Below are 18,043 nucleotides of genomic sequence, written 5' to 3' on the forward strand. Positions count from 1 at the left end.
CCCACCGCCCGACTAACGAGAGCAGGTTCCACCATGAGTACAAAACTCGTCATGATCCATGGCCGCAACCAGGCTAGTGACCAGCAGACAGCTGACGACCCCGCCAAATTGGCGGCCTACGTCGACAACAAAAAGCGCCAATTCCTGGCCGGTCTTGCGAAGGGATTGGTCCTCGCAAACCGCCCTCCCATAGTGGAGGGCGAGGTGATCTTCCCCTTCTACGGCAATGTATTCCGTGATTCCATCGCCGATTACGAGCGCAGCGGCGGCATTCCGCCCCACTTGGAGGCGGCAGATCCTGCTACCGAACTCGAGGTGAACACCTGTGGCGACCAGGACCAGATTCGCGCGCTGTCTACTCTGCAGGCGAACCTGTTGCAGGACATGGCGGGTCATCTGGACTACGACGCCGTGCGCGAGCTCCGTTACCAAGGCGGCAGCGCGGACGAGCTGGCCGTGTCCGACGTACTTGGGGTCCCCTTCGTGACTGGGGCCTTGCAGTTCCTGAGCCGCAAGACGGGAGTCCCAGCCGCGATCATCCGCAACCACCTGGCAGACGTCGCCTACTACATCGGCATGGAATCAATGCGCCACAAGGTCCTTGATGTCGTCCGACGAGAAATTCTCTCGCACACCTCGGCTGACGACGACCTGGTAGTGATCGCACACAGTCTCGGTAGCGTCGTCGCCTACGACCTGCTCGCAGACCAGGACAACGCCTTGGGCGATCGTCGAGTGAAACTATTCGTCACTGTCGGCAGTCCGCTGGGGTTGAAGCTGGTGAAAGCCCGTCTTCACGGTAGACAACCAGCAGTGCCCGCCGGTGCACCACTCAAGGTCATCGAAAGCAACGCCCGCTGGCTCAACGGCTACGACGTGCTAGACATCGTTGCCTTGATTCATCCACTCGCCCCGGAGTTCAAGGGCACAGACCGACTTTCCGACGAGCGGACCTACAACCCAACCGGCCCCCACGCGATCATCGACTACCTAGCCGATCCAGACATCGCCGCGCCGATCAGCGACCATATGGCCATTCTCGAACCGGTCGGCTGAAGCCGAGCACCCAAGAGAATCTTGCGGCGGAGCGGCATGAAGGAAGAAGGCCAACGTGATACAAGGCATCAGCGGGGTTGCCACACGAGACCCGCATGAATTTTTGGCAGAACAGGCGCAGGCGGTGGCCGCCCGTTGGTCCAAACAATGTGACGACCTGCGTGCCAGTGCAACTGCCTGGGGCAAAGGTGTTCTCACAGTAGGAACTGTGATCATCGGCGGCTTCGGTTTATCGAGCGTGACCGGAATCTTTCCCATCGATGGCCACTTGGCCTGGCTCTACGCCTCACTCGCGCTGGCATCGATTCTTATGATGGCGGTCGCCGCTATTTGGCTGTCGCGCCGGTTATCCCGGGCTAGCCGGACGATCGTGATGTCGGCAGACCTAGAGGTGATGCGGGCGCGGCGGGACAAGAACGACGAGTCCGCTCTTCCGCACGTTAAGCACCTCGACGACAACTCCTTCACCGAAGCTGAACTTGAGACGATAGCCGCGGTGTACGACGTTTTCGCCGAGCTCAACAGACCGAATTCCCTTCCTTTGGAACAGAAGTACACGCTGAAGGACTACCTGCAGATCGCGCTGGATATCGAGCGCAAAGCGGAAAGCGCGGACCCCGACATACAAGCTGTCGGCCAGCGGCGTCTTCCTCGCGCCGCTCAAATTCGTGCCGAGGTCTACGCGACTCAAGCAAAAGCCATGGCCCACGTCATCCGGATGCGCGTGAATGAAGCGACCAGCGGCGGCGGGACGATCGCCGCCATGCTCTTGTTCGTTGCGTCGCTGGTGACGGTGGTCATGTTCGCCAGCTTCGCCAGCGACACTCGCAGCACTCACAACAACTCAATCGAGCACGTGAGGCAGTGCGCCGAAGCGGCCAAGGCCTACCGCGAAGCGCAGGATCCGAGACTTGTGAATCTGCCCGAAAGCTGCTTGAAACCTACAAGACTTTTAGCTTTGCCGTAGAGGCCGTCGAGGCGGATCGGGCTAGAACCCCGTCCACATCGAGTACGAGCAGCAGATGCCGCGCCGGCTAAGCGCGCTCGGCCGTCATATTCATCTCGACAGTGCCCTGGCAGGCGCCGCTGAAGATTTCGGTGTGCATCGTGCCCGACAGGGATCCGTCGGCCTGAGGCGTGTACCGCACCTCGGCGTGCGCCGGATTCCACTGGATCGTCTCGTCGGGCATCAGACACTGCCACTGAAAGTCGCTGGCTTGCGCCCACGATGACCCATCCCAGGTGAACTGAACAGGCTGCGGAACCGTCGGGTTACTCGGCGGAGGGCCGCTCGTGATCGTGGCGATGCACTTTCCGTTCGTGCAGTTCGATTGGAAGCCATAGGTTTCGGTGTGCTGTTGCTCGGGCTGACCGGCGGCCACACTCGTTCCGGCCTTCGGGCCGACGATGAACGTGATCGCGTACTCGCCGTTCCAGGATGCTGAGTCGGCTGCGGCAATCGGGGCGAGCCAGAACGCCATCGCGGCCGGCGCGGCGCACAATCCGGCGAAGGCGCTCAAGCTGCGAAGATTGGTGTGAGCCATCGCTGCATACTAAAGCCGAGGCAAACAAGACCAGTAGTCTTAAAAAAATGGTCCGCGCGTCCTCAGCCAGTCGTACGCTCCCACCATGACCGCCACCGCCCAGCTGCCGTTCCGTCAGAGCCACCCGCTGCGCTCCCCCGACGACCTCCTCGCACTGCAGGGCACCGGACCGATCCACAAAGTTCTGACCTCTGTCGGTGACGAGGCCTGGCTGGTGACCGGATACTCACTCGTACGCAGCCTCATGGACAACGAACTCCTCGGCCGCACGCACCGCGACCCCGCCAACGCCCCGCGCAGCCGCACCTCGGCGCTGTTCGGCGGGCCGATCGGTGATTTCGATTCCGAGCCGACCGACCACGCCCGCATGCGCCAACTGCTGCAGCCGCACTTCGGTCCACGGCACATGCGCACCCTGCAGCCGAAGGTCCAAGGTCTGTGCACCGCCCTGCTCGACGACATGGAACGCCAGGGACCGCCGGCCGACCTGTTGACCAGCCTGGCTCAGCCGCTGCCCATCCTGGTGATCTGCGATCTGCTCGGCGTTCCCTACGCCGACCGCGACCGCTTCCGGCTCTGGGTCGACGATGCGGCGTTCTCCCCCGACGACGACGTCTCCCTCAAGGGGCTCGAATCGCTGCTCGGCTACGGCATGGAACTGGTCGGCGTGAAGCGCGCGAACCCGGACGACGACGTCATCTCCCGCCTGTGCGACGAGCCCGATCTGGCCGACTTCGAGATCGCCACGCTGGCGATGCAACTGCTCTTCGCCGGTCATGAGACGACGGTGACCCAGATCTGGGTGGGCTGCCTGCTGCTGTTGAGCAACCCCGACCAGTGGCAGGCCCTGCTGCACAACCCGGACCTCATCCCGAAGGCTGTCGAGGAGGTGCTGCGCGCCGGCATGACCGGCGGCGTCGGCGTGCCACGGTATGCCCGGGGCGACATCGACGCCGGTGGAGTGACGATCCGGGAAGGAGATCTGGTCCTGCTCGACCCCGGCGCGGCCAATCATGATCCGGAGGTCTTCACCGACCCCTACCGGCTGGATCTCAACCGCACCGGCGCGGCGCACGTCGGCTTCGGCTACGGCCTGCACTACTGCCTCGGCGCGGCGCTGGCTCGCCTGGAACTCAAGACCGTCTACTCCCAGCTCATCCCCCGCTTCCCCACCCTGCAGCTGCGCACTGATCCGGCAACGATGACCGCGGGCTTCCATTCCCTGTCCCACGGGCTAGTTGTACTGACCTGAGAGGTTAGGTACGCGGGCGGCGGGTGGTTGGCCGCCGAGTGCGGTGTGGCCGCGGTGGTAATTGTAGGTGTGCAGCCAGGTGATGAACTCGTCGCAGCGTTCGGTGTCGCTGCGGTAGAGCCGGGCGTAGGCCCATTCTTCGGCCAGCGTGCGGTGGAACCGCTCTACTTTGCCATTTGTCTGTGGCCGATAGGGCCGGGTTCGGCGATGCTCGATGGTGCCCAGTGCGTCCCGGAAGGGATGTGATCGATAGCATGATCCATTGTCGGTCAACACTTTTCGAACGTTGATGCCATGTTGGGCGAACCAGGTGTTGGCTCGTAGCCAGAAGGCGGCGGCCGTGTCTTTGCGTTCATCGCTGAGTATCTCGCTGTAGGCCAGCCGGGAATAGCCGTCGATTGCGGTGTGCAGGAAGTGATAGCCGCGTACCGGTTGTCGACGTTTGTTGGTCTGTCCACTGCTTTTGTCGGCTTGGTGATTGCGGTTACCCACCGAGCGACCCAGCATCCGCCAGCCGCCGCCGGCAGGAATTTTGCCCAGCTTCTTGACGTCGATGTGGACCATTTCGCCGCACTCGGCGGGTTGCATGCGTCGGATCACGCAGCCAGTGCCGCGGTCCAGCCAGCGCAGTTTGGCCATGCCGTAACGAGTGAGGACCCGGTGCACCGTCGAGGGGTGCAGGCCCAGCAGATAACCGATGCGCGCCGGTCCCCAACGGCGAATGACACGCACCTTGATGATGCGCCGCTCGGTACGTGTTGGAGTCTGATTGGGGCAGCGGTGAGGCCGTGAGCTGCGGTCGACCATGCCGGCCGGACCATATTCGCGGTAGCGGCTCGCCCAGCGACTGGCGGTAGTCACTGCTACCTGGAATCGGTCAGCAGCGCGTCGAAGACTCCAACCGTCCTCGACGACGCAACGGGCCAGTCGCAGGCGTCCGGTTTCAGACAACGGGGCGTTACGGTGGGACACGAAGACCTCCGAGATGAGTTGGTGCGTTCCTAGACAGCTCGCACTTCACTCGGAGGTCTTCGTCATGTCACCACCGTCCCCCCCCGCCCGACGCGCAACGCCGTCCCGCGCGCGCGCCGCGAACTCGGAGGTCTTCGTCATGTCACCACGCCACGCCGTCCCTAACGTCCGTGGTCAGTACAGCTAGTTGAACTCCCCGTTACGTGGGGATAAAACCCTCAGATCGATCCTGCGGGAACGCTTCCTGGTCACTGTGACACTGCTGTCTGGCCTACCCAGCCCGTAGTCGATCAGCTACGGTCCGCGCTATGCCGGGGGCAAAAAGGGTCGTCAAAAAGTTGAAGCGGCGGGCCACCGTCGTCGAGGTGATCGTCGCCGGGGCGGCGGTCGTCGTCGCTGCCATTGCGATCGCAGCGGTGTACTTCTACAAGCCGACTCCACCCCCCGACTTTCACAGCGTCTCGTCCACCTCGCAGACATCGGCCGCCCCGCCCACGGCACCTGGACCGGCCCCCATGCCGGTCACCGCCACCAAGGCACCGAAACCCTGACGGCACCGGCGCCCGATGGACTCTTACCAAATCGTCAATATTTCTGTCGAAGTCGGACGCCGACCACCGCCGGTGTCGTACATTTCTGACGACGCTGAGAACACAGCCGACCGGTCGGGGCCCGGTAGCGCAATCACACCGCAGTCCGACCGTCACAAGCGGGTCTCCAGGGGTGGGCTATGCGAAGTGGCCACCCCCTTGGGCCACCGGCCCCCCGCCCCTGGGGACCACTTGGCCCCTACAAGCGAACGTCGATGCCGTCCGAGACCGAGCCGACCGCCCCGATCGTGAGCACATCACCCGGTGAGAGATCACTGCGGCCGAGCCCGGAGAACAACAGCCCGACGTTATCGCCGGTCACCGCCTCGTCCACCGTCTTGCGGAAGCTCTCGATCGCGTCGACTCGAACCGTGCGAGCGTCGTTGATCCGCACCTCGTCACCGGCCGAGACCTGACCCAGCTCGACGCGGCCTGTGGCGACCAGTCCACGGCCCTTGATGGCGAACACGTCCTGCACCGTCAGCCGAAACATGGGCCTACCCCAGCCCCGGCGGCAGATCCTCGGACCACAGACAATCACCGTTCATCGTGATGGTGAACAGCTTCGGCAACACATCCAAGTGCAGAGGTTGCCCCACCTCACCGGGTGAATGCACCACGGGCGCAAGCTCTCCCGGACCGATCACGGTCACCTGATCGGCACTGCACACCGCGGAAGGGTCCAGCGGCGTCGCGGTCCACTGCCCCGAGCGCAGGTTGGGGTTACGAAATCCCTGACCGTGCAACGTGATTCCGGCGCCATAGCTCAGCCAGCGACTGGCCGGGTCGAACGGGCCGAGCACCGGAACCCACGTGCCCGACGCCTGGCAGACGAGGAAGTCACCCACGTCGGGCAGCCGGGTCATCACGTCCGCGAAGTCCGCCGGGCATGACGCGCCCGCCTGTGGCACCGGAGCGTCCGCTCGTGCGGTCGCCACACCGAACGACAACGCGGCCGTGGCGGCCAGCAGCACGCCGCAACGCCGCACGATCAGCCGTATAGCTCGTCGATGTTGTCGTGGAAGTTCTCCACGACAGCCTTGCGCTTGAGCTTCAGGCTCGGCGTCAAATCGCCCGCCTCGACCGTCAATTCGCGATCAATAATGTCGAAGCGCTTGACCTGCTCCCACCGGTTCAGGTGCTTGTTGAGGGTCTCGACGTATCCCTCGACCATCTCCCTGGTCTTCTGGTCACGGGCGACTTCCTCGAAGGACTTGCCCTCCATACCGTTGCGATCCGCCCACTCCCTGATGGCCTCCGCATCGAGGCTGACCAGTGCGACGCAGTACGGCTTGCCCTCGCCGTAGATGATGATCTCGCTGGCGAACGGACAGATACCCTTGAACGCCGCCGAAATCGCCGAGGGCGCAACATATTTGCCCTGTGACGTCTTGAACATGTCCTTCTTGCGGTCGGTGATCCGCAGATAGCCCTCGGCGTCGAGTTCACCGATGTCCCCGGTGTGGAACCAGCCGTCGGGTTCGATGGCCTCCGCGGTCGCCTCGGGCAGGTCGTGGTAGCCGCTCATCACACCCGGCCCCTTGAGCAACACCTCACCGTCGGCAGCGATCTTGACGTCGGTGTACGGCAACGTCCAGCCCACCGTCCCAAACCGATAGGCATGCAGGCGATTCAGCGATGACGCCGCGGATGTCTCGGTCAGCCCGTAGCCCTCCAGGACGATGGCCCCGACGGCGTCGAACCACTGCGCGATGTCGCGGTCCAGCGCGGCCGACCCGGAGATGAAGAACCGCAGGCGGCCACCAAACCGCTGCCGGATCGTGTTGAACACCAGCTTGTCGGCGAGTTTGTGTTGCAACGCCAGCAACGGCCCGACCCGGTGGCCGGCTTGCCGGGCGCGCGAAACCTGCAGGCCCACGTCGGTGGCCCAGTCGAAGAGCCGCTTCTTGACGCCGCCCTCTTCGACCATCGTCTCTGTGATCCGGCCGTGCACTTTCTCGAAGATCCGCGGCACTGCACCCATGAACGTCGGCTTGATGATCGCCAGGTTTTCGACGATCTTGTCCACCCGGCCGTCGATGACGGTGGGGAAACCCATCAGCAGCGGCATGGCCAGCATCACCTTGCCGAACGAGTGCGCCAGCGGCAGCCACAGATAGTTGAGGTCTTTGTCGGACAACACCTGCAGCGAATCCAGTGCTGCGGCGGTGTAGGTCCACGCCTCGTGGTGCAGGCGCACACCCTTCGGCTTGCCGGTGGTGCCGGAGGTGTAGATCAGGGTGGCCAGCTGCTCGGGCGGGATCGCGTCGATGCGTTCGGTCACCGCGGTGGGGTTGTCAGCCAGCAGTTGCTTGCCCAGTTGCTCGAGATCGTCGAGGGTGATCACCCAGTCGTCGTCACTCGTCCCGTCGATCATCACCACCTTCTCGACGGCGGGCAGGTCGGCACGGTTGGCGGTCAGCTTGTCCACCTGAGACTGGTTCTCCGCCACGACAACGCGACTACCGGAGTTGGCGACGATGAACGCGGTGTCCTCGGCGTTGGTACTCGGGTAGACCGTCGTCGTGGCCGCGCCCGCGGACAGGATGCCGAAGTCGACGACCACCCACTCGTAGCGAGTTCCCGCCGCCAGCGCCACCCGGTCCTCGGGGTTGATGCCCAGGGCGATCAGCCCGGCGGCGATCAGCTCGACCCGTTCACCGACCTGCGCCCAGGTGACACTGGTCCACCCGTCTTGGTCGGGATAACGGAACGCCTCAGCGTTGGGGGTGGCCGCGACGCGATCGAGAAACATCCGCGGCACCGACGGCGCCCGGTTGTCGATCTTGCTCACGTCGGGCCGCTCGTCGGACTTGCGCGGGCCTGCCATGGCGCGAGTTTATGTCGCGGCGCGCCGCCCGTGGCGAAATCGGGAAGCCCGGGTCTAGTTCTGGTCGAATTCGGCAGGCTCGCGATCCGCCGCGAGGTTGGCCAGCCGCCAGGTGGATTCGCGGTTGCGGGGCCAGAACCCGGCGAGCTGTAACCGGTCCGGCACGAATCTCATCGGCCCCTCCACTGCCACCTCTGCCATCTCAAGTCGGCAGCCGCCCTCGATATCGCTGAGCCGCAGTGTGATTCGCGCTGCCCCGGCAGGACCGAGCCGGGCCAGCAGTACCAGCTCCTCCTGCGGCGTGCAGCGCAGCACCACAGTCTCGTCGTCGATGACCGCAGGCCACACGCCGATCGAGTGCAGGATGCGGGTGCCCGGCGCCGGCCAATCGGCGTCGACCGCACGCATCCGGCTGTTACCGACCACCCATTGCGAGTAGGTCCACCCGTCGGCCAGCACTTCCCAGACTCGTTCCCGTGGCGCGTCGATGTCACGCGTAACGCTCGTTGGCATGCTGGGCGAGTACCCGCTCCACCGGATGTAAACCGTCAACTCACGGTTGACGAAGTGGCATCGTCAACCTACGGTTGACGCATGGAAGACCAGGCTCGCATCGCTTACCCGATCCGACTCGACGACCTCATCGACGGCATCAAGAAGGTCCACACCGACGCCCTTGACCAGCTTTCCGACGCGGTGCTGACCGCGGAAGCCCTCGGTGACCTGGCCGACCACCTGATCGGCCATTTCGTCGATCAGGCCCGCCGGTCGGGTGCTTCGTGGACCGACATCGGCAAGAGCATGGGGGTCACCAAACAGGCGGCACAGAAGCGCTTCGTGCCGAAAATGACCAATCTCGACGCCGCCGATCTGGATCCCGCTCAGGGCTTCGCGCGATTCACCCCGCGGGCCCGCAGCGCCGTCGTCGCCGCCCAGAACGCGGCCCACGGGGCTGGAAATGCCGAGATCACCCAGTCCCACCTGCTGCTGGGTGTGCTCACTGATCCGGCCGCGCTGGCCACTCCCCTGTTACGGGCCCAGCAGATCAGCCCGGATGCGACGCGAGCTGCCATCGTTCTGCCACCACGGGTGGCGGAAGTACCCGCCCTGATCCCATTCGACGCCGGCGCCCGAAAGGCCCTGGAGCTGACCTTCCGCGAAGCACTTCGCCTGGGCCACAATTACATCGGCACCGAGCACATGCTGCTCGCGCTCGCCGAAGCCGAGGAGGACGGCGGCACACTGCACCGGCTGGGATTCGACAAGGCGCGCGCCGAGGCCGACATCGTCGAGATGCTCGCCGCGGTCACCTCGACCAAGGAGCCGTGAGCACCGCCGGCCATCAAAAACTCAGCGTCAGGTGTCAAGGCATCGTCAAGAAATCACAAACCGGGCTCACCCCGGCGTATCGATTGAGCCATGACGCTTTCTGAGTTGCTTCCCTCCCTCGGGCACGCCGGACTCGACCGTCGAATCTGGCCCTCGAGCACTCACTTGGACGACCTCGGGCAGCTCTGCATCGGAGGGGTGCCGCTGACCGAGGTAGCCGACAAATTCCGCACGCCCACCTACGTATTGGACGAATCGGACTTCCGCAGCCGGATCAGCCGTTACCGTGCCGCGCTGCCGGGCGTGTCGATCGCCTACGCGGGCAAATCCCTGCTGACCACCACCGTCGCCCGCTGGGTCGAGGAGCACGGCGCCGACCTCGACGTCTGTTCGGGCGGCGAGCTGGCCGTCGCATTGGCCGCGGGCGTGAACCCGGCGCGAATCATCATGCACGGCAACGCCAAAACACCTGATGAGCTGCGCGACGCTGCGGCCGCCGGGGTGGGCCGGGTGGTACTGGACTCACCGCTGGAGATCGCCTTCCTATCCGGTCAGGTTCGCCGCCGCCAAACCGTGCTACTCCGGGTCATTCCCGGCGTCGACATCGGCGGACATCCCGCCGTCGTCACCGGCGTCGAAGACCAGAAGTTCGGGTTCACCATCGCTGGTGACCGTGCGCTGGACGCAGTTGGCCGCATCCTGAACCAGCCGTGCCTATCCCTGGCGGGGCTGCACTGCCACATCGGCTCCCAAGTCGCCGACCCCGCCCTCTACGGGCACGCGATCACCCGGATGATCGCCGTAATGGCAGACATTCGAGGGCGTTACGGTGTTGCCCTGCCTGAACTCAACATCGGCGGCGGGCACGCAGTGCCCTACGTTTCGAGCGACCCTGAGTTCGACCTCGCCCGCTTCGGCGACATCATCGAAGACAGCCTCACCTCCGCCTGTGCGGCAACCGATTTTCCTCGACCACAGCTGACCGTCGAGCCCGGTCGCGCGATCAGTGCGCGCGCCGGTGTCACCCTCTACCGAGTCGTCGCGATCAAGTCCCAGCCGGGCGGCCGGACCTTCGTCGCCGTCGACGGCGGTATGAGCGACAACCCCCGGGTTGCCCTTTACGGCGCGAAATACACTGTCGCGCTGGCCAACCGGCACACCGCTACCCCGTGTACCGCGGTAACCGTCGTCGGCCGGCACTGCGAGGCCGGTGACGTGGTCGTCCGGGATGCCCAGCTACCCGCCGACATTCATCCCGGCGACCTGCTTGCCGTCGCGTGTACCGGCGCCTACCACCACAGCATGGCGTCCAACTACAACGTGGTCGGCCGGCCGCCACTGGTCGCAGTGGCCGATGGCCGATGCCGCCCGCTGGTCCGCCGCGAGACCATCGCCGATCTGCTGTCGCGCGACTGCGGTGTCGAGCTACCGCACGTCATTCCGAGGTAAGCGGAGCCGTCCACACCAATTTCGTTCCGCCGGTCTCAGCGTCGGACACCGTGAAGACCCCGCCCGCCGACTCCGCGCGGCGAGCGAGGTTGTGCAGACCACTGCTGCGTCTGTTGTCCGCCGGGATCCCGCAGCCGTTGTCGGTGACCATGATGGTCAGGTCATCACCGACTGCGACACTCACCGTGACCTCCGAGGCGCCGGAGTGCCGGACCGCATTGCTCAGGGCTTCGGTGACCACTGCTTCCGCGTTGGCGGCGAGTTCGGCGGAAACAATGCTCAGCGGGCCACTGAGATTCAACCGTGCGGCAATGTCCCGATTGTTCGTCAGCTGCTCGAAAACATTGTGGATGCGCGCGGCCAGGCCGCCTGTCGAATCGACCGAGTGCTGCAGATTGAAGATGGTCGAACGGATCTCGGTGATGACGGCCTGCAGCTCATCGACCGAACGCGATAGCCGCTGGGCCATCTCGGGATCCCGGATCCGAGCGATCGCGCCCTGCAGATCCAGTCCGACGGCGAACACCCGCTGTATCACCTGGTCGTGCAGGTCATGGGCGATGCGCTCCCGATCGGTGAGCAAGGCGAGCTCAGCTGTGTACCGCCGCGCCCGAGCAATCGTCAGGGCGATAGCTGCGTGGCCGGCGAAATCCCGCACCAGGTCTAGATCTTTGGCACCGAACCGCGCAGCGTTGACGTTACGTGCGACGACCAGCACCCCGAGGCTGTGCCCGTCGGCCCACAACGGGACGACGATCGCCGGGCGTTCACCGATGTCGGTGAACGACTGGATCGGCTTGCGGAACGTCTCGGTGATCACCGGCTCGCCGGAGCGGAACACCGAGCCGCTGGTCGATCCGTCGACCGCAACCCGCTGGCCGAGAACATCGTCTGCGTAGCGACCGACCGCCGCTGAGACCACGAGCGTGTCCACCTCGTCGTCAGGCTGGTCAGCATCGTCGGGAAAGAGCACGATGGCCTGCTCGGCCTCGGTGAGCTCGCACGCCCGCGCCGCGATGAGCTGCAACGGGCGAAGGATAGGCTGCCCATCGGACAGCACGGCAGCGGTGATCTCGCGACTTGCGCTCGTCCACAACGCCGCAATGCGGGTCGCATCGAACAGCTGGGCGTTGTCGATGGCCACCGCGGCCACCGACGCCAATGCACGCCCGGTGACCTCGTCCGACTCGCTGAACGTGCGCCCGGTCCGGTCGTCTGCGACATACAGACTGCCGAACGCCTTGTCGTCGCGGATTCGGATCGGAATACCCAGAAAGGCGCGCATTGGTGGGTGCCCGTCCGGAAAACCCGCCGAGGCCGAATGTTGAGTCAGATCATCGAGCCGTAACAGATCCGTCCGGTCCCGCAGTGCCCCGAGGAGTCCCTTGCCGACCGGAAGGTGACCGATCTGATCAACGGTGCGCTCATCCATCCCGTCATGGACGAACGAGGTCAACAAGCCGTCGGGGCCCCACACGCCGATCGCGCCGTAGCGCGCCCCGGTCAGGGTCAACGCGGCACTGATGATTCTGTGCAGCGTCGGCTCCAGCTCGAGGTCAGAGCTGATCTCGATCGCCAGCTGCAGCAGCAGCCCCATCTGGTCGCGGTCAGCGGCCAGCTCGTCGAGCTGATCGTGAATTCGGCGCACATCCCCCGAGCGCTCCCGGCCGAACTGCGCCCCGGGTCTACCTTCGCTGATCAAACCCGTCCCCTGCGCTTCCCGACTGCATCTCCCGCATTGTGACAGTCCGATCTTGCTCGTGAAAGGGTGACCAACCACCGCTTTCCGCAAAATCCCTCTGCCGACGTCGATGTCGGCCGGCGGCATGATCGTTGCTGAAACTGTCCGAGCAATGCCAAACATGTCGGGCCGACACAGTCGATCACGGTCGTCGAATGCCTAGATCGTTGCACGACAAGCGATCTCATCATTCTCGCGACTGCGGACACGAGAGCCTGAAGTCCCAGTCGGCCAGGCCGTTCGTCGACGTCTGTGGGCCACATCAAGGTCCACCGGCCCTACCGCCCCGGGACTCCCCGCCGCAGAGTCGAACCATGACAGCAATGACGCGCCTGGGCGCGACTGCCGCAATCCTGCTCGCGGCCAGGCAGTTCTTCCGGAACTGGGGCACCACGAAAGCCGAGTGCGCGATGCCGCTGCCGGGCGACAGCCTGGTCGGTCAACCTGCGGTGGTGACGACCGAAGGGATCACGATCGACAGGCCGCCGGAGGCGGTGTGGCCGTGGCTGGTCCAGATCGGTCTGGATCGCGCTGGCCTGTACGCCTACGAGACACTGCACGCCCTGGCCGGGTTGGACTACCACGACGCCGATCGGATCCACCCCGAGTGGCAGCACCTCGCCGTGGGTGACACCGTCCGCCTGGCGCCCCGGGGATGGCTGGGTCTGGACGACGGCATCGTGGTGACGGTAGCCCAGATCGAGGAGGGCCGATCGATCGTCTTACGGACGAGAGGCGGCGATAGCTTCTGGGACGCCGTGTGGTCGCTGAACGTGGCGCAGCACGGCGACGACGGCACCCGGCTGCTCATCCGCACCCGGGTGCCGTTGCGACGGCCCGGAGCCGTCGTGGGCGCCGAACTCATCGCGCCGCCAAAGGCCTTTGTGACGCGGGCCATCCTGCGAGGGGTGAAGCATCGCGCGGAGAGCGAGCCCGCCCCGCGTCGCGATCCACCGTGACGCCCCCACCAGGAACCCGCCGCGCCGGTCAGCGGTCGGTGTCGGACTTGGTCAGTGCGCGATCTGCCGTGTTGAGCAAGCTGCGGTGAAACTTGTACTGGGCGGAGACCAGGTCGTCGGCCAAATCCAGTGCGGCTTGCACGATCTTGTCGCGCAGGGGCTGAACGGATTCGGGAATTGCGTCGTCGACCGCGTCACGGAACTTCCGCAACGCCTGTCCCGCCGCGTGCTGACCCGCTTTGGCAGACTCACGCAATTCGTCGGTCAGATCAGGTGACTCAACCGTGGTCTGGTTGCCGGTTTCGGTCATGATAAATGCTCCTTTGCCTAATAGGACTGTAAGACAACACTATTGCGATCCGCCGGAGTCCGTACCGGCCGAAAGTCCCCTGCCCCGGTGCAATAGTCCACAGTCGTTTACTCACTCCACCGTGACCTGGAGGAACTCGGAGATGCCGAAGCGGTGGAAAGACCGGCGGTGTCGCGCCGACAGCTTCGGTGCGGCCGAGGCCGCGTCGATGATTTCCGGTGCGACGACGTCATAGGTCCGGCCGCCGGAGGTGATCGTCGCCCGGCCCGCGGCGAGTACGTTGCGCAGCCAGTCCACGCCGGTGCCGTAGGGCAGCGGAATGATGAACCCGTCCGGCACCGGATCGGCCACCACCGGAGTGACATAGCTCGTACCCGTGACCCGGCCGGTATGTCGAATGGCGCTGGCATACCAGTGTTTACGGCCCGCCAGATGTAACATCGCCGGGTTCAGCACGTGCTTGTTGAACATGCGCACGCCGTCTCGGAGAGAGGGTGGTGTCACGGTGCCTCCTTGCCAGGAGTGTCAGCCGACGGCATTTGCCGCCGCGGACAACTGCGCGACCGCCTGCTCGATGCCTCGCGCCAGCTCGTCGACGTCAGGAGCTGCGTCGTAGTCGGCGATGATGCCGAACACCAGGCTGTCCGCATAGCTGAGAATGGCGATGCCGGTGCGAAGTTGAAGCGCGATCGGCGGAATCGGCAAGACATTCAGAACTTCTCGACCCAAGATTCGTGATCGGCTGCGCGGCCCAGGGACGTTCGTGGCGACCGTGACGACTCCGCGTTGCGGCAATCGGGTCAACGCCCGGATCGCCCACGCCGTCACCGGGAACGGCAGCGAACCGATCGCCGAGACGAAGGCGCTGCCGGCCTGGCGCTGACCGCTGCCTTTGGCGCTCGTCAAGCGGGTATGCACCTCGCGGAGCTGCTCGACCACGTCGTCCTTCTCGACGGGAAGGCACGGAAGCATGATCGACACCCTGTTGTCGATCATCTCCCGCGCGTCGTTGGAGCGGACCGACACCGGCACCAGCGTCCGCAACGAGTTTCGTCGTGGCTGTTCGCCCCGCCGCACCAGCGCTGACCTGAAGCTGTCGGTGATGGCGGTCAGCGCAACATCGTTCACGGTCACGCCGAATTCATCGCAGATCGCCGTCACCTCGTCGAGGCTCACCCGCGCAGCACTGTAGCCGCGCATCTTGCGAATGGGACCGGCCAGCGACGAGGGGCTGGCCGGGCTTAGCAGGCTACCGGTGATCTCGATGACACCCTCGACGGCCAACGACGCGGCGTTCGTCACGTCGACAGCGGTCCGCCACATGCCCGATGCCCAATCCAGCGGATTCAGACTGACTCCTGCGAATCGACCACGGTGATCTGTCGAGTCTTTGGCGGCGCGAATCTCGGTGGCGAAGGTTTCGCCTTCCCCGTCGTCGCTGAGCCCGGCGAACAGGTGCATGGTCGCGATGCCGTCTGCGATGCAGTGATGGATCTTCATCAAAACTGCCCACCGGCCGTCGGCCAAGCCTTCGATGATCCAGCACTCCCATAGCGGGCGGTCGCGATCCAGGCGTCGCTCCATCACGTCGGCGGCGAACCTGTACAGAGTCTTGTCGTCCCCCGGGTGGGGCAGCGCCGCGCGGTGAATGTGATGGGAGAGATCGAAATTGGGATCCTCCACCCATTCCGGGGGCTCGAGGTCGAGAAAGTGCGTATGCACGACCTGTTTGAACCGGGGAACGCTGAGAATCCGTTCGGCGACACCGTCCGCCAGTGACGCGAAGTCCGGCATCGGTCCTTCGATGACCGAGATGCCGCCGACCGCCAAGCTCACATGTCGATCTGAATCCTCGGCCTCGAGGAATCCGGCATCCAAGGTGGTCAGTTGTTCCACCACCATCACAATCCGCCCGCCACAGCGGACCGGCAAGGGCCCAAGGTCCCGGCCGTCGATGCCCAATGATCCCTATCAGCTCACTACGGCACCGGCTCACTATGAATCAATGACGCGCAAGCGGTGGCTGATGATGGAACCGTCGGAAGGCGGTGACACAGCGCCGTTTCACACCCGGCTGGCCGCCGCGGGCAGACACCTGCCCACCACCCACCTCACGACCGACGAGTTGATGTCGACCACACGCCATCAGACGCACATCGATCTTGAACGGCTGACCGGGATCCGTGAGCGCCGGGTGTCAGTGGGCGACGAGGACTCCTACACGCTCGCCGCCGCGGCGGCCCTGGATTGCCTGAACAAGGCCCAGCGGCCGGCCGATTCGATCGACGCCGTCATCAGCTGCAGCATCACCAAGTTTCGCGACGGTCTCACTCAGTGGCTGGAGCCGACCATGAGCAGTGCTGTGGCGGCGCGGATCGGCGCCCCGACGGCGATGACCTTCGACGTCTCCAACGCCTGCGCGGGAATGCTCACCGGAGTCACGATCGCGAACAACTGGATCAGGCAGGGCATCATCGAGCGGGCCCTGGTGGTCAGCGGTGAGTACATCTCGCAGCTCGGCCAGAACGCGGCTCGTCATATCCGTTCCATCATGAGCAAGGAGTTGGCCTGCCTGACGCTCGGCGACGCCGGCGCGGCGCTTCTGCTCGAGCGTGCGCCGGCCGGTTCGGCCGGCATCACCATGGCCGGCTTCACCACCGTCGCCGACTACAGCCGACTATGTCTGGCGTATCCGAAGGGGCCCGATCCCGGCGGGCGAATGTTCACCGATGCACGCGGCATCCATCGGGCCGCGATGTCGGACACCCCACTGCTCTTGCACGAGGTGCTCGACACGGTCGGCATCTCGATACACGACATCGATCACGTGATAACCCACCAGACGTCGGCCCGCGCGATACGCAAGGGGATGGCCAAGATCGCCGACGACTTCGGTGACAATCCACGGCACGACGCGGTGATCACCGTCGACCGATACGGCAACACCGCGTCGACCACCCACACCGTGGCGCTCGTCGAGGAACTCGAAGCGAATCGCATCCGCCCCGGCGAGACCATTGCGCTGATCGCGCTGGCATCCGGACTGGAGATCGGCGTGGTCATGCTGACACTGGACGACGAGATGGTGGATCACTATGGGCACCGTAATTGAGCAGGTCGCCATGGGCAGGAGTCGGTGGCGCCACCGGCACAGCGCCCTGCACCTCGCGGTGAGCACCGCACAGGATTGTCTGCGGATGGCGCACCGAGAACCGCACGACGTCGACCTTCTGATCAACGCGGGAATCTACCGCGACCGGAATCTGGGCGAGCCGGCGCTCGCGGCGTTGATCCAGGAGGATGTCGGCGCCAATCCCGAGGATCCGCATACGGGCACGCATGGCACGTTCTCCTTCGACGTCGCGAACGGCACGTGCGGTGTCCTCACTGCGTTGCAGATCGTCGACGGCTTCCTCACATCGAGAACCATCGACTGCGCGATGGTGGTGGCCAGCGACGCCGATCCTGGCCACGGCATGAGCGAACATTTCCCGTTCTCCCCCACCGGGGCGGCACTGCTCTGCAGCCGGACCGGCGACGATGACGGGATCGAACAGGTCCACTGGGCGCACATTTCAGACGGTGGCGAAACATTCAGTGCCACAGTTGGTCTCGTCGACCACAAGAATGTTCTCCGCTTTCGGCACTCCACTGCACGCGACGAACGCTTCGCCGCTGCTGCCGCCGACGCCGCTGCGCGCTGCCTTCGTGCGTCCGAACGCACGATCGCCGACGTCGACGCGATCGTCGCCGCGCCGGCGTGGCCGGGATACCGCGCAGCGCTGGCCACCATGCTGGGGGTGCCGGCTCAGCGCATCATCGTCGCCGACGACGACGCCATGCACACCGCGTCGCTGGCGGCGGCTCTCGATCGCGCAACCCACGAGCTCGATGGCGGCAGTCTGGCCATCCTGATCGCAGCAGGTGCCGGAATCACCGCCGGCGCAGCCCTTTATCGCATACCGCGGTGAGGGGTGGCCCCGGATCACCCCTCGGTCTCCGGGACCGCCC

The 18,043-nt window shown here is 65.0% G+C and carries 19 protein-coding genes; 9 read left to right on the forward strand and 10 right to left on the reverse strand.

What is annotated here, in order from left to right:
- Positions 1 to 33: 33 nt before the first annotated feature.
- Both D3H54_RS17655 and D3H54_RS17660 read left to right on the forward strand, forming a co-directional pair.
- Positions 34 to 1,056, forward strand: coding sequence for a hypothetical protein (locus D3H54_RS17655; protein WP_149380146.1), 1,023 nt, complete (start codon positions 34 to 36; stop codon positions 1,054 to 1,056).
- Between the two features lie 55 nt (positions 1,057 to 1,111).
- Positions 1,112 to 2,023 (forward strand): hypothetical protein, encoded by a 912-nt coding sequence (locus tag D3H54_RS17660; protein ID WP_149380147.1) that lies wholly within the window; start codon positions 1,112 to 1,114, stop codon positions 2,021 to 2,023.
- Positions 2,024 to 2,090: 67 nt separating this feature from the next.
- On the opposite strand, the gene D3H54_RS17665 is transcribed toward D3H54_RS17660, so the two are convergent.
- On the reverse strand, positions 2,091 to 2,600 hold the full coding sequence (locus D3H54_RS17665) for an Rv2253 family sensor-like surface protein (protein WP_149380148.1): 510 nt from the start codon (positions 2,598 to 2,600) through the stop codon (positions 2,091 to 2,093).
- 85 nt (positions 2,601 to 2,685) lie between these two features.
- Here D3H54_RS17665 and D3H54_RS17670 point away from each other — a divergent pair, with 85 nt between their 5' ends.
- The gene (locus D3H54_RS17670) at positions 2,686 to 3,852 is read left to right on the forward strand and encodes a cytochrome P450 (RefSeq protein ID WP_149380149.1); all 1,167 of its coding nucleotides are present in this window, start codon (positions 2,686 to 2,688) and stop codon (positions 3,850 to 3,852) included.
- Here D3H54_RS17670 and D3H54_RS17675 read toward each other — a convergent pair.
- Positions 3,835 to 4,824: an IS481 family transposase gene (locus D3H54_RS17675; protein ID WP_149380150.1), complete on the reverse strand. Its 990-nt coding sequence runs from the start codon at positions 4,822 to 4,824 to the stop codon at positions 3,835 to 3,837. The genes D3H54_RS17670 and D3H54_RS17675 overlap by 18 nt on opposite strands.
- A gap of 308 nt (positions 4,825 to 5,132) precedes the next feature.
- Between D3H54_RS17675 and D3H54_RS17680 the strand changes: the two genes are divergently transcribed.
- The gene (locus tag D3H54_RS17680) at positions 5,133 to 5,375 is read left to right on the forward strand and encodes a hypothetical protein (protein ID WP_149380151.1); all 243 of its coding nucleotides are present in this window, start codon (positions 5,133 to 5,135) and stop codon (positions 5,373 to 5,375) included.
- Positions 5,376 to 5,613: 238 nt separating this feature from the next.
- Here the strand turns inward: D3H54_RS17680 and D3H54_RS17685 are convergent, their stop codons facing one another.
- From D3H54_RS17685 to D3H54_RS17700, 4 genes are read right to left on the reverse strand one after another with little or no spacing between them, the layout of a single operon-like run.
- Positions 5,614 to 5,907 (reverse strand): EF-Tu/IF-2/RF-3 family GTPase, encoded by a 294-nt coding sequence (locus D3H54_RS17685; RefSeq protein WP_149380152.1) that lies wholly within the window; start codon positions 5,905 to 5,907, stop codon positions 5,614 to 5,616.
- Positions 5,908 to 5,911: 4 nt separating this feature from the next.
- Positions 5,912 to 6,403 carry a hypothetical protein gene (locus D3H54_RS17690; RefSeq protein ID WP_149380153.1) on the reverse strand — a complete coding sequence of 164 codons (492 nt, stop codon included), beginning with the start codon at positions 6,401 to 6,403 and terminating at the stop codon, positions 5,912 to 5,914.
- 2 nt (positions 6,404 to 6,405) lie between these two features.
- Complete coding sequence (locus tag D3H54_RS17695) at positions 6,406 to 8,244, reverse strand: AMP-dependent synthetase/ligase (RefSeq protein ID WP_149380154.1); 1,839 nt, start codon at positions 8,242 to 8,244, stop codon at positions 6,406 to 6,408.
- Positions 8,245 to 8,298: 54 nt separating this feature from the next.
- Complete coding sequence (locus D3H54_RS17700; protein ID WP_149380155.1) at positions 8,299 to 8,757, reverse strand: SRPBCC family protein; 459 nt, start codon at positions 8,755 to 8,757, stop codon at positions 8,299 to 8,301.
- Between the two features lie 81 nt (positions 8,758 to 8,838).
- Here D3H54_RS17700 and D3H54_RS17705 point away from each other — a divergent pair, with 81 nt between their 5' ends.
- Both D3H54_RS17705 and lysA read left to right on the forward strand, forming a co-directional pair.
- Positions 8,839 to 9,573 (forward strand): Clp protease N-terminal domain-containing protein, encoded by a 735-nt coding sequence (locus tag D3H54_RS17705; protein ID WP_149380156.1) that lies wholly within the window; start codon positions 8,839 to 8,841, stop codon positions 9,571 to 9,573.
- Positions 9,574 to 9,663: 90 nt separating this feature from the next.
- Positions 9,664 to 11,022: a diaminopimelate decarboxylase gene (lysA, locus tag D3H54_RS17710; protein ID WP_149380157.1), complete on the forward strand. Its 1,359-nt coding sequence runs from the start codon at positions 9,664 to 9,666 to the stop codon at positions 11,020 to 11,022.
- Here the strand turns inward: lysA and D3H54_RS17715 are convergent.
- Positions 11,009 to 12,619 carry a GAF domain-containing sensor histidine kinase gene (locus D3H54_RS17715; RefSeq protein ID WP_286199291.1) on the reverse strand — a complete coding sequence of 537 codons (1,611 nt, stop codon included), beginning with the start codon at positions 12,617 to 12,619 and terminating at the stop codon, positions 11,009 to 11,011. The genes lysA and D3H54_RS17715 overlap by 14 nt on opposite strands.
- A 458-nt stretch (positions 12,620 to 13,077) precedes the next feature.
- On the opposite strand from D3H54_RS17715, the gene D3H54_RS17720 reads away from it, so the two are divergent.
- The gene (locus tag D3H54_RS17720; protein ID WP_149380159.1) at positions 13,078 to 13,722 is read left to right on the forward strand and encodes an SRPBCC family protein; all 645 of its coding nucleotides are present in this window, start codon (positions 13,078 to 13,080) and stop codon (positions 13,720 to 13,722) included.
- A 28-nt stretch (positions 13,723 to 13,750) separates the two neighbouring features.
- Here D3H54_RS17720 and D3H54_RS17725 read toward each other — a convergent pair whose 3' ends face one another.
- The 3 genes from D3H54_RS17725 to D3H54_RS17735 all read right to left on the reverse strand — a co-directional run bounded on the left by D3H54_RS17725 (position 13,751) and on the right by D3H54_RS17735 (position 15,928).
- A complete protein-coding gene (locus tag D3H54_RS17725; RefSeq protein WP_149380160.1) occupies positions 13,751 to 14,032 on the reverse strand; it encodes a hypothetical protein in 282 nt (93 codons plus the stop codon).
- Positions 14,033 to 14,143: 111 nt separating this feature from the next.
- Positions 14,144 to 14,503, reverse strand: coding sequence for a PNPOx family protein (locus tag D3H54_RS17730; protein ID WP_149383600.1), 360 nt, complete (start codon positions 14,501 to 14,503; stop codon positions 14,144 to 14,146).
- 54 nt (positions 14,504 to 14,557) lie between these two features.
- Positions 14,558 to 15,928 (reverse strand): WS/DGAT/MGAT family O-acyltransferase, encoded by a 1,371-nt coding sequence (locus D3H54_RS17735; protein WP_168214902.1) that lies wholly within the window; start codon positions 15,926 to 15,928, stop codon positions 14,558 to 14,560.
- A gap of 109 nt (positions 15,929 to 16,037) precedes the next feature.
- Here D3H54_RS17735 and D3H54_RS17740 point away from each other — a divergent pair, with 109 nt between their 5' ends.
- Both D3H54_RS17740 and D3H54_RS17745 read left to right on the forward strand, forming a co-directional pair.
- Positions 16,038 to 17,144 carry a 3-oxoacyl-ACP synthase III family protein gene (locus D3H54_RS17740; protein ID WP_149380162.1) on the forward strand — a complete coding sequence of 369 codons (1,107 nt, stop codon included), beginning with the start codon at positions 16,038 to 16,040 and terminating at the stop codon, positions 17,142 to 17,144.
- Entirely contained in the window at positions 17,128 to 18,003 is an 876-nt protein-coding gene (locus tag D3H54_RS17745; RefSeq protein ID WP_149380163.1) for a 3-oxoacyl-[acyl-carrier-protein] synthase III C-terminal domain-containing protein, read from the forward strand. Before D3H54_RS17740 ends, D3H54_RS17745 begins: the two co-directional genes overlap by 17 nt.
- Positions 18,004 to 18,043: the final 40 nt, after the last annotated feature.

It is taken from the genome of Mycobacterium sp. ELW1 (assembly GCF_008329905.1).
GTDB lineage: Bacteria > Actinomycetota > Actinomycetes > Mycobacteriales > Mycobacteriaceae > Mycobacterium.